Origin of the sequence: Streptomyces sp. NBC_00247 (assembly GCF_036188265.1) — a bacterium.
In the GTDB taxonomy this organism is placed as follows: Bacteria; Actinomycetota; Actinomycetes; order Streptomycetales; family Streptomycetaceae; genus Streptomyces.
Window position 1 is genome coordinate 2316384 of the sequence record NZ_CP108093.1, and the last position, 13417, is coordinate 2329800.

A 13417-nucleotide genomic window follows, 5' to 3' on the forward strand; every position below is an offset into this window, starting at 1 on the left:
CCGCGCGCCGCCGCACGCGCCTGTCGGTCGACGTACGGGCGGTCGTCGTACGGGCGGTCGTCGTGCCCACCACCGCCGCCGGGATCGGCGGCGTGCGGGCGGTCGTCGTCGAGATCGGCGGCGTGCGGGCCGATGTCCCTCGCTCGGTTCGTCATCGCTCCAGCGTAGGAGCGGCAGCGCGCCCGTGGGGCGTACGGCGCTGTGCCCTGGGCGGATCTGCTGACGGAGAAACGGCACAACCCCGGGGCGTCCCACGCCCGGAACGCCTCCGGCCGCCCCATCGCCCGGAACGCCCGGGGGCCGGCCCCGCACGCGCACGCACGCGCGGAACCGGCCCCCGGCCGCATGCGGTCGTCCGTCAGATGAGGCCCTGGGCCAGCATGGCTTCGGCGACCAGCTCGAAGCCGGCGATGTTGGCGCCGACCACGTAGTTGCCCGGGCTGCCGTAGCGCTCGGCGGTGGTGTAGCAGGAGTCGTGGATGTGCCGCATGATCTCCTCCAGCCGCGCCTCGGTGTGGGCGAAGGTCCACGAGTCGCGGGAGGCGTTCTGCTGCATCTCCAGCGCGCTGGTGGCCACGCCGCCGGCGTTCGCCGCCTTGCCGGGACCGAACGCGACGCCGGCCTCCTGGAAGACGCGCACGGCCTCGGGGGTGGTGGGCATGTTGGCGCCCTCGGCGACCGCCTTCACACCGTTGGCCACGAGCGCGCGGGCGTCCGCCTCGTGCAGCTCGTTCTGCGTGGCGCAGGGCAGCGCGACGTCGACCGGCACGGTCCACAGGCCGGTGCCCGGCACGAACGTGGCGGAGGGGCCGCGACGCTCGGCGTAGTCGGAGACCCGGCCCCGGTCCTGCTCCTTGATCTCCTTGAGCAGGTCGAGGTCGATGCCCTTCTCGTCCACGACGTAGCCGCTGGAGTCGGAACAGGTGACGACGGTGGCGCCGAGCTGCTGGGCCTTCTCGATCGCGTAGATGGCGACGTTGCCGGAGCCGGAGACGGCGATGCGCTGGCCTTCCAGCGACTCGCCGCGGACGCGCAGCATCTCGGAGGTGAACATGACGCAGCCGTAGCCGGTGGCCTCGGTACGCGCCTGCGCGCCGCCCCAGCCGAGCCCCTTGCCGGTGAGGACTCCGGACTCGTAGCGGTTGGTGATCCGCTTGTACTGGCCGAAGAGGTAGCCGATCTCGCGGCCGCCGACGCCGATGTCACCGGCGGGGACGTCGGTGTACTCGCCCAGGTGACGGTGGAGTTCGGTCATGAAGGACTGGCAGAAGCGCATGATCTCGGCGTCCGAACGGCCCTTGGGGTCGAAGTCGGAGCCGCCCTTGCCGCCGCCGATCGGCATGCCGGTGAGGGCGTTCTTGAAGATCTGCTCGAAGCCGAGGAACTTGACGATGCCGAGGTTGACCGAGGGGTGGAAGCGCAGTCCGCCCTTGTACGGGCCGAGCGAGCTGGAGAACTCGACGCGGAAGCCGCGGTTCACGTGGATGTCGCCGTTGTCGTCCGACCACGGCACGCGGAAGATGAGCTGACGCTCGGGCTCGCACAGCCGCTCGATGATCCGGGCGTCCACGAACTCGGGGCGCGCGGCGAGCACCGGGCCGAGGGTCTCCAGGACCTCCCGGACGGCCTGGTGGAACTCCTTCTCGCCCTGGTTGCGCCGGAGTACCTCCGCGTAGAGCGGCTCGATGACGCGGCTCTCGGCGGACGAGAACGCGGTTTCAGAAGAGACCGACATCTGATCAAGACCTTCCATGGAGCAGTGGCAGATACGTGCGCACCCGTCCCGAGAGCGCACCCGGTCCTGCCGCCCCCGCACGCGTGTGCGGTCGCATGCGCGGGAGGAGCGAAACCGGTGTATGGCTCAATTGTCCTCTCGGGAGGTGCGCACCCTCCGGATCATCCACATAGTGGCCACCGGACGACGCCCGCACCGAGCCGAACGGGCCCCCGAACGACCCTACGGTTGTGAAGGATCACCGGCTCCCCCGCCCGCCCGTCCGGCTCACGGCCGTCGTGCGGCGTGACGGGAATCACGCCGGAGCCGGCCGTCGCTCCGCCGCCCGCCCGGCCGGCAGCCCACCGCGACCGCCGCGCCGCCGCGCCGCGTACGCGGACACCGACACGGACACGGACGCGGACGCGCGAACGCGCCGGCCACCCCGTCGGGCGGTCGGCGCGTTCGCGTGTCGCGCGGGCGTGTCGGGCCGGGTCAGGCGGAGGCGTTCTCCGTGACGGTGACCTTGCCCTTGCGGATGGTCGCGAGGCGCGGGGCCTTGCGGGCGAGAGCGCTGTCGTGGGTGACCATGACGAAGGTCAGCCCCAGCTCCTTCCAGAGCCCTTCGAGCAGCGTCATGATCTCGTCGCGCATGGACTCGTCGAGGTTGCCGGTCGGCTCGTCGGCGAGGAGCACCTTGGGCTTCTTGACCAGCGCGCGGGCGATGGCGACGCGCTGCTGCTGCCCACCGGACATCTCGCTCGGCAGGTGGCTGGGGCGGTCGCCGAGGCCGACCGACTCCAGCGCCTCGATGGCCCGCTCGCGGCGGATCTTCGCACCGATGCCGAGCGGGACCAGAGCGGTCTCGACGTTCTCGGCGGCGGTGAGCGTCGGGATCAGGTTGAAGCTCTGGAACACGAAACCGATGGACTCGGCCCGGACCTTGGTGAGCTTGGCCTCGGAGAGCTTGGCGAGGTCGACACCGTCGAGCTCGATGGTGCCCTCGGTCGGCCGGTCGAGACCACCGAGCATCTGGAGGAGGGTGGACTTGCCGCCACCGGTGGGGCCCTGGATGACGAGCCGGCCACCGTCCTCGATGGTCAGGTCGACACCGGCGAGGGCGTCGACCTTGGTCTTACCGCGCAGGTAGCGCTTGGTGACGCCTCTGAGCTGGTACATGTGTGGACTCCTGCTGTGCGTACGGAAGATGAGGTCGTGGAGCCGGTGACTACTCGACGCGGCGCAGGGCGTCGGCCGGGCGCAGCCGGGAGGCGCGCCAGCCGCCGAACGCGCCGGCGATGAGCCCGCCCGCCACGGCCAGTACGACAGCGATCACGATGGTGGAGACGGAGACCGGTGCGGTCAGCGCGATGTCCAGGGTCTTCGCGGCGGCCTGACGGCCGGGACCGCCCATCCCGCCGCCCATCATCCCGCCACCGCCGCCACCGCCGCCGGAGGAGCCGAGCTCCGCGGTGAGGGTGGGGCTGATCGCGGTGACGATGTACGCGCCGGCCAGGCCGACGGCGATACCGAGGACGCCGCCCATGAGGCCGTTGACGAGCGCCTCGCCGACGACCTGACGGGTGACCCGGCCGCTCTTCCAGCCCAGCGCCTTCAAGGTGCCGAACTCGCGGACGCGGCGGCTGACCGCCGAGGAGGTGAGCAGGCCCGCCACCACGAAGGCGGCGATCAGGACGACGATGGAGAGCCACTTGCCGACGCTGGAGGCCAGGTCGGAGGCGGTGGAGAGGGAGCCGGAGACCGTGTCGGCCAGGTCGGCGGAGGTGGTGACGGTGGTACCCGAGATGTTCTTCTGGATGGTCGACTTGACGCTGTCGATGGCCGTCGAGTCCTTGGCCTTCACGTAGACCGTGGTGACCTTGGACTTGGAGTCCGAGAGCGTCTGCGCCTGCTGGAGCGGGATGTACAGGTTCGCCGCGGCGTCACCGCTGCTGGCGGTGGAGACGCCGACGATCGTGAACTTGGTACCGGAGATCGTGACGGTCTTGTCGACCGCGAGCGACTTCTCCTTGGCGTAGGAGGCGTCGACGATCGCGACCTTGGCGTTCGTCTCGGTCGTCTTGAAGGTACGGCCCTTGGTGATCTCGGAGGAGGTCAGCGGACCGAGGTCCTGGTGCGCGACATCGGTGCCGTACACGGTGTAGGAGTTGACGTCGAAGGAGGCGCCGCCGCCCTCGACACGGCCCTGCGGAGCGCCGCCGCCCTGGCCGCCGCCGTAGCCGCCCTGGCCGCCGGCGTTGCCGCTGCCGGACGACTGGTCCTGCTTGAACTCGCCGCGCTTGAACTGACCGTCGACCTTCATGACGTTCAGGCTCAGACCGCCGACCGCGTTCGCCACGCCGGACTGCTTGCCGACCTTGGTGACGGTGGAGTCGGCCAGGGTCTGGAAGCCCTGGACCATGACGCGGTCGGTGGACTGCGTCGCGTCGTCGTCGCTGTCGTTGGCGTCGAAGTTGAACTTCGGGCGCTCTTGGGCACCGGTGGCGCCCTGCGCCGCGGCGGCCTTGGTCACGGTCATGTCCGTGCCGAGGCCGTACAGCGATTCCAGGACCTTGTCCTGGGCCTTGCCCATCCCGGCGGTGACCGAGCTGACGACGATGACCAGCGCAATGCCGAGGGCGAGCCCCGAGGCGACGACCAGCGCCGCCTTTCTGCGACGGCGCAGCTCGCGCCGGAGGTAGGTGAAGAACATGCCGCGAACCTATGGACCGGGCGTGATGGAGAGTTAAGGCCATCATGAGAGGAGCATGAGAACCTGCCGGGCCGGGAACTCCTGGGCACCGGGCGCAACCGCCCAGATCGCCCACGGGCGCCACGAACGCCCGAGGGCGGTGGCACCGGCGGTCCGTGCGGACCGGGGTGCCACCGCCCTCGGGGCGGGGACGGGGAGTGCCGGGATCAGGCGGCCGAGTCGGCCGTCCACTCGGACCAGCTCATGTTCCAGCCGTTGAGGCCGTTGTCCGGGGAGATCGTCTTGTCCGGGGAGTTCTTCACGATGACGACGTCGCCGATGAGCGAGTGGTTGTAGAACCACGCCGCGGGCTGGTCGGCGTCGCCGGCGCCCTTGACGTCCTGAAGACCGACGCAGCCGTGGCTGGTGTTGGCCGAGCCGAAGATGCTGGAGCTGCCCCAGTAGTTGCCGTGCACGAAGGTGCCGGAGTTCGACAGGCGCATGGCGTGCGGGACGTCCTTGATGTCGTACTCGCCCTTGCCGTCGTCGTCGGTGAAACCGACCGTGGCGCCGTCCATCCGGGTCTCCTTGTACTTCTCGGAGATCACCATCTGGCCGTTGTACGTGGGGTTGTCGGGCGAACCGGCGGAGATCGGGATCGTCTTGATCGTCTTCCCGTCCTGGGTGACGGTCATGGTGTGCGCCTTGGCATCGACGGTGGAGACCTGGTTGCGGCCCACCTTGAAGGTGACCGTCTTCTGCTGGACTCCGAAGACGCCGTCCGCGCCCTCCACGCCGTCCAGCGCGAGCTTCAGCGTGACGGTGGAGCCACCCGTCCAGTAGTCCTCGGGGCGGAGGTCGAGCCGCTGCGAGTTGAACCAGTGGCCGACGACTTCCTGGCCGCTGCTCGACGTGACGGTGATGCCGGCCTGGACGGCCGCCTTGTCGGTGATCGCCTTGTTGAAGTTGATCGAGACCGGCATGCCGACGCCGACGGTGGAACCGTCCTCGGGGGTGAAGTTCCCGATGAAGCTGTCGTCGGGCGAGACGGTCGTGAAGGAGCCGTTCTCGTGGGCCTCGCGACCCTTGGCGTCCTTGGCCGAGGCGCTGACCTTGTACGTGGTCGAACGCTCCAGCTGCGCGGCGGGCTTCCAGCTCTTCCCGTCCGCGGCGAGCGTGCCCTCCACGTCGTCGCCCGCGGCGGTCGTCATGGTGACGGTGGTCAGCGTCCCCTTGGCGACGGTGACCTTGGCCGCGTTGTTGATGCTGGCGTTGGTGGAGCCGTTCTTCGGCTCGATCGATATCTGGGCCTCGGACACGTCCTGGGCCGCGGCCTTGTCGACCTGCGCCTGGGACTTCTGGGAGCCGCTCGCGGAGGGACTGGAATCGTCGCCGCCGCTGCACGCCGAGAGCACCAGCACGCCGCCGAGCAGTGCGGACGCGGCCATCAGGCCCTTGCGCCGCTTGCTGTCCGTGATCACACGCTTCTCCATCGTTGCCAATTCCCCAAAATCCCCGTAACGGCGCCGCCAGACGCGAATCCCCGTCAATGTTCCAGAACCCCGGTCGGTGGCGATCCGTTCCACATCCGTACGGGATGTGGGGAACACCACTCATCGACGCGTCCCCGACGGCGTTTGGTTCCCGCCTTCGCGCGACCCGGTCCGGCGCGGGTCCGGTTCCGGGCCGTCGAGCGGCCCGGAACCGGTCTCCTCGCAGGTCGGACAGGTCGCCGTGCGCGGCTGTCCGCGCCGCGCCCCTCCGTTCTCCTCGGCTCCCCGGCCCGGTGGCGGTACCGGTCGGCCGGGAGCGTCCCGCGGATCGGCCCTCGGGCTTACTTCCGCCCGCCGGCCTCGCTCTGCTCGCCTTCCTCGTCGTCCGCGTCGTAGTACTCGTACGCGTCCGCTCCGTGATCGTCGTCGTCGTCGAAATCGTGCTCGACGGCCTCACTGCTCCACGAAGCCTGCGCGAGTTCGATTCCCGGCACGGCGCTGACCAAGTCGAACGGGTCGATCAGCGAAGCGAGTGCTTCTGCGGCGTCTGCCCGGACGAGGGACTCCGCATGCCTGCGCTCCCCTTCCGTCCCGTGGTCGTCGGGGTCGGGGAGGGCGTCCTCGTACTCGGCGGCGACCGCCTCCAGGGCGGTGCCGGTCAGGGCTTCCAGATCGGTGATCTCGACCACCAGCTCCACCTGGAGACGGATGAACGCGGGCGGCGGAGCGCCCTCCTCCGCTGCCTCCCGGCCGTCCCGCGCCAGGCCCCGCGCCGTGTTCTCATGCGTGCTCTCCGAAGTGCTCATAGGCCGGAGCGTAGGGCTCCGGCTCCCGCGTGCTCCCGCGACCCGCTGCGGGGCGGCCCGTTCGCGGGGCGCCGCGTCGGCGCGGGGGCCGGACGCGCCGGGGCCGCGCGGTGCTCCTGGATGAAGGTCGTACCATCGGCCCACGGGGGTCAACTCAAGGTCGTCGTCAGGGGATCGAATCTGTGACCATCACTCGTCGCACACTGCTGACCGTCTCCGCCGCGGGCATCGTGCTGGGCGCGCTCTGCTTCGTACCGTCGGCGAAGCACACGGACGACACGTCCTCGCCCACCGCGGCGGCGAGAACCACCGCCACCACCCCGGTGCGGCGGGAGGACGAGTCGTACGGCTCGTCGAGCCGGTCGTTCGCCCAGGCGGGCGACGGTTCCGGCGTGGGCACCACGCCGTACTTGATCGGCGGAACGGTCCTGCTGGGACTGGGCGCGGGGTACGTCGCCCGCTCGGACCGCCGGTCCTCCTCGCCCGTCTGACAGCCGCTGCCCGGCCCTCCCGACCGGAGGGCCGGGCGGCCGGCCGCGTCAGCCCAGCGGCCCGGTGACCCGCTCCACGGCCCGGACCAGCCCGCCGTCGCGGACGAACGCGTCCGCGGCGGCGAGGTCGGGGGCGAGGAAGCGGTCCGGCCCCGGCCCCTCGGCGCCCGCCCCGCGCAGCGCCTCGACGGCGGCGCGGGAGGCGGGGGCCGGGAACAGCCCTCCGGCGGCACGCAGTTCGACACCGCGCGCCGCCGCGTACAGCTCGACCGCGACGATCCGGGTGAGGTCGTCCACGGCGGTACGGAGCTTCCGCGCGGCCGACCAGCCCATCGAGACGTGGTCCTCCTGCATCGCGGAGGACGGGATCGAGTCGGCGGACGCGGGCACGGCCAGCCGCTTCATCTCGCTGACCAGGGCCGCCTGGGTGTACTGCGCGATCATCAGACCGGAGTCGACCCCGGCGTCGTCGGCGAGGAACGGCGGCAGCCCGTGCGACCGGTTCTTGTCCAGCAGCCGGTCGGTACGGCGTTCGCAGATGGAGCCGAGGTCCGCGGCGACGATCGCCAGGAAGTCGAGGACGTACGCGACCGGGGCGCCGTGGAAGTTGCCGTTGGACTCCACCCGCCCGTCCGGCAGCACCACCGGGTTGTCGACGGCGGAGGCGAGCTCACGGTCCGCGACCGTGGCGGCGTACGCCAGGGTGTCCCGGCCCGCCCCGTTGACCTGGGGCGCGCAGCGTACGGAGTAGGCGTCCTGGACCCGGGGCGCGTCGTCCTGGTGATGGCCGGTGAGACCGGAACCCTCCAGCACCCGCAGCATGTTGGCGGCGCTGACGCCCTGCCCGGGGTGCGGGCGGATGGCGTGCAGTTCGGGCGCGAGGACCTTCTCGGTGCCCAGCAGCGCCTCCAGGGAGAGCGCGGCGGTGATGTCGGCGCCGGTGTAGAGGGCACGCAGGTCGGCGAGGGCCATCACCAGCATGCCGAGCATGCCGTCGGTGCCGTTGAGGAGGGCGAGGCCCTCCTTCTCGCGCAGCTCGACCGGGGTGATGCCGTGCTCGGCGAGGAGTTCGGCGGCCGGCCGCACGACACCGTCGGGGCCCTCCGCCTCCCCCTCGCCCATCAGCGCGAGGGCGCAGTGCGAGAGCGGGGCGAGGTCGCCGGAGCAGCCGAGCGAACCGAACTCGTGGACGACCGGGGTGATCCCGGCGTTGAGGAGGTCGGCCATGGCCTGCGCGACCTCGGGGCGTACGCCGGTGCGGCCGGAGGCGAGCGTCTTGAGGCGGAGGAACATCAGCGCGCGCACCACCTCCCGCTCCACGTGCGGGCCCATGCCGGCCGCGTGCGAGCGGACGATGTTGCGCTGGAGCCGTCCGCGCAGTTCGGGGCTGATGTGGCGGGTGGCGAGGGCGCCGAAGCCGGTGGAGACGCCGTAGACGGGCTCGGGCCGGGCGGCGAGCGCGTCGACGGTCCTGCGGGCGGCGGCGAGGGCGTCCAGGGCTTCCGGGGACAGGACCACGCGCGCGCCCTCGCGGGCCACGGCCAGGACGTCCTCGGCGGTCGTTCCGGAGGTCCCCACCACGACAGTGTGCATATCCATATTCAGAACCCTACGTACTGAAACTGGCCATGTCACCAGTGGTTGCCGGGTTGACCCCTTACCGATGCCGCCGGACGCCCCGCCGCCCTCACGGCCGGTTGCCCCGGAGCCTGCGGCGGTCGTGGGCCGGGGTCGGCGGCGAGTCGGCCAGCCGCATGACCTCGCCGTCCCGCCCGGCCACCACCGGGCCCACCGCGCGGCCGGCCTTCGCCCGGTACTGCGCGGCGTCCGCGAGCCGGAAGAGCCGCCGGGCCGAGCGCACCTGCCCGATCGGGTCGCCGGTGGAGGCGACCCCGCAGGCCACCCCGTCGCCCAGCTCCAGCGCGGCGGCGCGCTCGCACAGTTCGGTCGCGACCCGGACCACCTCGTCCGCCCCCGGGCCCACCGAGATCAGGCAGAACTCGTCGCCGCCGAGCCGTGCGGCGAGGGCGCCCGGGAGTATCGCCCCGCACCGCGAGAGCACCGAGCCGAAACGTTCCAGCAGACGGTCGCCGACGGCGTGGCCATGGGTGTCGTTGACCGACTTGAGCCCGTTCAGGTCGCAGACCACCAGGCTGACCACGGCGTTCTCGGCCCGGTGCAGCTCCACCGCCTCGTCCAGCCGGATGTCCACGGCCCTGCGGTTGGCCAGGCCGGTCAGCGGGTCGGTGAAGGCGAGTTTGCGCACCTCCTCCAGCCGCTCGGTCTGCGCGATGCCCGCGGCGACCACGGCGGCGAGCACCGTCGCGAAGTCGGCGTCGTCCCGGTCGAAGACGGGCGCCCCGGCCGGGCGGGCCACGTACAGCTCGCCCCAGGCCCGGCCGTGCAGCACGATCGGCGCGACCACGCAGCAGCCCCGGCCGCGTCGCTGGAGCGCGGCGACCCGCTGGTGGCAGAACGGTCGGGCGCCCCGGGCCGGGGCGTCGGTGCCGGCCCGCCCCTCGGCGGTCTCCACCCAGGCGTCGGGTTCGCCGCCGCCCGCCCAGCGCTCGTGCAGGAACTCGGTGATCTCCGGGAACCGGTGGACGGGGTAGGCCTCCTCCTCGGGGAACTCCTCCTCCCCCTCGGCCCGCTCCCCGGCGTTCACCAGGACCCGGAGCCTGCCCCGGTCGCGCTCCCACACGGACAGCGCGGCGAACGAACCGCCCAGCGCGTCGCAGGCGCCCACCGCCGCGGCCCGCCACGACTCCTTCGCCGTGTAAGCCGCCGCCATGGTCTGCGCCAGCGAAACCACCGCGCGCAGTCGCACATCGTCACCACCCATCCCACCAGCTTATGTACCTATGGGCTGGTGTGATCGCCGGACAGGTCCCGGCAGAGTCGGTGACAGGCCGGACCGACCCGGCAGAACCGTCACACCGTGTCACCCAGGCCCGGCCACTGCGGCTTCCGCTTCTCGTTGAACGCGGCGACGCCCTCCGCCCGGTCGCCCGAGAAGGCCACCGACCGCCAGGCCGCGTCCTCCACCTCGAGTCCCGTCCGCAGGTCGAGCCCGTGGCCGAGCCGCAGCGCGCGCTTCGCGGCCCGCAGCCCGACCGGGGAGTTGACGGCGATCCGGCCGGCCAGCTCCAGCGCCGCGTCCCGGTCCGTGCCCTCCGCCACCAGCTCGTCCACCAGCCCCAGGGAGTGAGCCTCGGCCGCCTCCACCCGGCGCGCGGTGAAGATCAGTTCGGCCGCCCGGGCCGCGCCGACCCGGCGGGGCAGCAGCTGGGTGCCGCCGCCGCCCGGGATCACGCCGACCGACACCTCGGGCAGCCCCACGACGGCGGTGCGGTCCGCCACGATGACGTCGCAGGAGAGCGCCAGCTCGAAGCCGCCGCCCAGCGCGTAGCCGTGCACGGCGGCCACGGTCGGCATCGGCAACTCCAGCACCCCGGTGTACGCGGCGCGCGAGACGGGCCGCTGCCGGCCGAGCTCGGCGTCGCTGAGGGAATTCCGTTCCTTGAGGTCCGCGCCCACGCAGAAGGCGCGGCCGCAGCTGGAGGAGACCACGGTGACCCGTACGTCCGGGTCCGCGCCGAGCGCCTCGCAGGCGGCGGCGACGGACCGGGCCATCCGGGAGGAGACCGCGTTCATGGCCTTCGGGCGGTCGAGCACCAGCTCCGCGACGTGCGCGGGCTCCGTGTGGCGCCGTACGACGACGAACTCCCCGAACCGCTGCTCGGACGTGACACTCATGGTTCCATCCCTCCGGTGGTGGCGTTCCGGGGGAGTTTAGGGACTGTCCGCGATTCCGGGCGGGAGAGCGGCGCGGGGTCGGCCGGAACGGGTTCAGCGACCCCCGTCGCGCTTGCCGCGCCGGGTCAGCATCCACGGTTCGACCACGCCGAGACCGCGTACCGGCCGCTGCCACATGGGCTGGAGCTGGAAGCGGTAGGCGGGCAGCGGCGGCTCCTCGGCGGGCTCGCGCCCCTCCTTCTCGGCGAGCCGCGCCCGCTCGGCCGCGGCGGCGACCTCCTCCGCCGCCCGGGCCTCGGACTCGGGGGAGTCGCCCGTACGGATCAGTTCCTCGGCGAACGCCCCGTCCACCAGGACGGCGTCCTTCGCGGCTATCGAGGTGAGCCGGCTGGCCAGGTTCACCGTCGTGCCGAAGACATCGCCCATCCGGGTGGTGACGGTGCCGAAGGCGATGCCCACGCGCAGGGCGGGCATGGTCGCGTCGGCGGACATCGCCTCGATGAGCCGGAGCGCGATCTCGGCGGCGGTGCCGGCGTCGTCGGCGGCGAAGAGCACCTCGTCGCCGAGGGTCTTCACCAGTCGGCCGCCGTGCGCGGCCACCAGGTCGGCGGCGGTCGTCTCGAAGGCCTCGACCAGCTCTCCGAGCTCCTCCTCCTCAAGGCGCCGGGTGAGCCGGGTGAACCCGACCAGGTCGGCGAAGCCCACCGCGAGCCGCCGGTCGACCATCTCCTCGTCGTCCTGCGCCTGCACGACCCGGCCGGTGGAGGCCGCGAGCTGGCGGCGCCACACGTAGACCAGGAACTCCTGGAGCTCCGGCAGCAGCAGTTCCACCAGGGGGTAGGTGACCTCGGTGCGGGTCATCCCGGGCTCGGGGGGCTCGGTGAGGCCCTCCAGGAACGAGTCGATCTGCCATTCGGCGAGGCGGGCGGTGGTCTGGCCGGTGGAGCGGGCCACCTGGATGGCCATCGGCTCGCTGAGCAGTCCGGCCTCGACCAGGCCGGCGAGACGGCGCAGCGCCAGCACGTCGGCTTCGGTGAGCGCCTTGGCCTGGCCGATGTCGGCGAAGCCCATGGCCCGCCAGAACCGTGAGGCCAGGTCCATGGAGACGCCGGCGGTACGGGCGGCCTGGAAGGGTGTGTACTGGCGGTCGGCGCCGAGGATCAGCTGTTCCAGCCGGATCGCCAGCGGATCGTCGGTCGGTTCGGCCGTGTGATCGACCTCGTGATGGGGCGTGGCATGGACCGAAGGGTCGGACGGGGGCCTCCCGCCCGCGTCCGCACCCGTGTCGCCGACGGTCACCAGCCGCCTCCTGCCCGTTCCCTGCGCACTGCCCTGCCGATCTGTGATCTGTCGCTGGATCGCCTCAACGATACGGCAGGTGTGCCCTGGCTCACGTCCTCGATGGCCCGGTCCGGGTGCGTCGGACGTGACAACTCACGCTTTCGCACTCCGGCGCGCGCCGCGTTCACCCGTCGGGGCGGCGCGCGTTCGTCCTCCGTACGCCGCCACCCGCACATCCGCACAATGCCGGAACATTCGCACGAGCCGGCCGCGTGCCTGTGGCGATCCGGCCGCCGGGCCCGCCCGCCGCGTCAGACGAGCCCGCCCGCCGCACCGCGCAGATGCACGATGTCGCCCGCCGAGACCGGCTGCTGGAGCCCGTCCCCGGTGGCGAGGATCAGCCGGCCGTCGCCGTCGACCGCGACGGCCCGCCCGACCACCGAGCGGTCGCCCGGCAGCTCGGCCCGCACGGGGCGGTCGAGCGTGGCGCACCCCGCCGCGTACGCCGCCTGGAGCCCGCTGCCCGCCGCGTCGCCGCCCGCCGCCCGCCACTCGCCGTACCACTGCTCCAGCGAGCGCAGGACCCCCCGCAGCAGGGTCTCGCGGTCGAGCGAGACGGCTCGGGCGAGGGCGAGGGAGCCTGCGGTGGGGGCGGGGAGTTCGTCGGCGCGGAGCGAGACGTTGATGCCGAGGCCGACGACGACGCCGTCCCCCGCGCGTTCGGCGAGGATGCCGCCGGCCTTGCGCTCGACGCCGTCCACGGTCACCAGCAGATCGTTGGGCCACTTCAGCGCCACGTCCACTCCGGCGGCCCGGGCCAGCCCCGTCGCGGCGGCGACCCCGGTGAGCAGCGGCAGCCAGCCCCAGCGCTCGACGGGGACGTCGGTGGGCGCGAGGTACACGGAGAGGAAGAGGCCGGAGCGCGGCGGCGCGGTCCAGACCCGGTCGAGCCGGCCGCGTCCGGCGTTCTGCACCTCGGCCACGAGCACCGCTCCCTCGGCGAGCGGACTCCCCGAAGCCCGGGCGGCGAGGTCGGTATTGGTGGAGCCGGTCTCCTCCACCACGTCGAGCGAGGTCCACAGCGCGCCCGGCCGCAGCAGTCCGCGACGGAGCGCGGAGGTGTTCAAGGGCGGCCGGTCCAGGTCCGACCAGCGGTTCGATGGCGCATCCGGGGGTGTCATGCA

The 13417-nt window shown here is 72.4% G+C and carries 11 protein-coding genes; 1 reads left to right on the plus strand and 10 read right to left on the minus strand.

The window, feature by feature from the left end; genetic code table 11:
• Nucleotides 1–358: 358 nt before the first annotated feature.
• The 5 genes from gdhA to OHT52_RS09605 form a co-directional block, all read right to left on the minus strand.
• The gene (gdhA, locus tag OHT52_RS09585) at nucleotides 359–1735 is read right to left on the minus strand and encodes an NADP-specific glutamate dehydrogenase (protein WP_328719706.1); all 1377 of its coding nucleotides are present in this window, start codon (nucleotides 1733–1735) and stop codon (nucleotides 359–361) included.
• A 474-nt stretch (nucleotides 1736–2209) separates the two neighbouring features.
• Entirely contained in the window at nucleotides 2210–2893 is a 684-nt protein-coding gene (locus OHT52_RS09590) for an ABC transporter ATP-binding protein (protein WP_328719707.1), read from the minus strand.
• A 49-nt stretch (nucleotides 2894–2942) separates the two neighbouring features.
• On the minus strand, nucleotides 2943–4427 hold the full coding sequence (locus OHT52_RS09595; RefSeq protein WP_328719708.1) for an ABC transporter permease: 1485 nt from the start codon (nucleotides 4425–4427) through the stop codon (nucleotides 2943–2945).
• A 206-nt stretch (nucleotides 4428–4633) separates the two neighbouring features.
• A complete protein-coding gene (locus OHT52_RS09600; RefSeq protein WP_328719709.1) occupies nucleotides 4634–5899 on the minus strand; it encodes a L,D-transpeptidase in 1266 nt (421 codons plus the stop codon).
• Between the two features lie 341 nt (nucleotides 5900–6240).
• Nucleotides 6241–6705 (minus strand): hypothetical protein, encoded by a 465-nt coding sequence (locus tag OHT52_RS09605; RefSeq protein ID WP_443046535.1) that lies wholly within the window; start codon nucleotides 6703–6705, stop codon nucleotides 6241–6243.
• A 182-nt stretch (nucleotides 6706–6887) separates the two neighbouring features.
• Between OHT52_RS09605 and OHT52_RS09610 the strand changes: the two genes are divergently transcribed.
• Nucleotides 6888–7196, plus strand: coding sequence for a hypothetical protein (locus OHT52_RS09610; protein ID WP_328719710.1), 309 nt, complete (start codon nucleotides 6888–6890; stop codon nucleotides 7194–7196).
• Between the two features lie 48 nt (nucleotides 7197–7244).
• On the opposite strand, the gene hutH is transcribed toward OHT52_RS09610, so the two are convergent.
• The 5 genes from hutH to OHT52_RS09635 form a co-directional block, all read right to left on the minus strand.
• Nucleotides 7245–8789, minus strand: coding sequence for a histidine ammonia-lyase (gene hutH, locus OHT52_RS09615; protein ID WP_328723675.1), 1545 nt, complete (start codon nucleotides 8787–8789; stop codon nucleotides 7245–7247).
• 94 nt (nucleotides 8790–8883) lie between these two features.
• Complete coding sequence (locus OHT52_RS09620) at nucleotides 8884–10038, minus strand: GGDEF domain-containing protein (RefSeq protein ID WP_328719711.1); 1155 nt, start codon at nucleotides 10036–10038, stop codon at nucleotides 8884–8886.
• An 89-nt stretch (nucleotides 10039–10127) separates the two neighbouring features.
• Complete coding sequence (locus OHT52_RS09625; protein ID WP_328719712.1) at nucleotides 10128–10952, minus strand: enoyl-CoA hydratase/isomerase family protein; 825 nt, start codon at nucleotides 10950–10952, stop codon at nucleotides 10128–10130.
• Between the two features lie 93 nt (nucleotides 10953–11045).
• Entirely contained in the window at nucleotides 11046–12251 is a 1206-nt protein-coding gene (locus tag OHT52_RS09630) for an adenylate/guanylate cyclase domain-containing protein (RefSeq protein ID WP_328719713.1), read from the minus strand.
• Between the two features lie 293 nt (nucleotides 12252–12544).
• Nucleotides 12545–13414 carry a biotin--[acetyl-CoA-carboxylase] ligase gene (locus OHT52_RS09635; RefSeq protein WP_328719714.1) on the minus strand — a complete coding sequence of 290 codons (870 nt, stop codon included), beginning with the start codon at nucleotides 13412–13414 and terminating at the stop codon, nucleotides 12545–12547.
• Nucleotides 13415–13417 lie beyond the last annotated feature (3 nt).

Bases quoted from the DNA above. Each gene is read 5' to 3' on its own strand.
- hutH (WP_328723675.1), bottom strand. From the start codon at position 8,789: ATGCACACTGTCGTGGTGGGGACCTCCGGAACGACCGCCGAGGACGTC.
- OHT52_RS09605 (WP_443046535.1), bottom strand. From the start codon at position 6,705: ATGAGCACTTCGGAGAGCACGCATGAGAACACGGCGCGGGGCCTGGCG.
- OHT52_RS09620 (WP_328719711.1), bottom strand. From the start codon at position 10,038: ATGGGTGGTGACGATGTGCGACTGCGCGCGGTGGTTTCGCTGGCGCAG.
- OHT52_RS09635 (WP_328719714.1), bottom strand. From the start codon at position 13,414: ATGACACCCCCGGATGCGCCATCGAACCGCTGGTCGGACCTGGACCGG.
- OHT52_RS09625 (WP_328719712.1), bottom strand. From the start codon at position 10,952: ATGAGTGTCACGTCCGAGCAGCGGTTCGGGGAGTTCGTCGTCGTACGG.
- gdhA (WP_328719706.1), bottom strand. From the start codon at position 1,735: ATGTCGGTCTCTTCTGAAACCGCGTTCTCGTCCGCCGAGAGCCGCGTC.
- OHT52_RS09595 (WP_328719708.1), bottom strand. From the start codon at position 4,427: ATGTTCTTCACCTACCTCCGGCGCGAGCTGCGCCGTCGCAGAAAGGCG.
- OHT52_RS09590 (WP_328719707.1), bottom strand. From the start codon at position 2,893: ATGTACCAGCTCAGAGGCGTCACCAAGCGCTACCTGCGCGGTAAGACC.
- OHT52_RS09600 (WP_328719709.1), bottom strand. From the start codon at position 5,899: ATGGAGAAGCGTGTGATCACGGACAGCAAGCGGCGCAAGGGCCTGATG.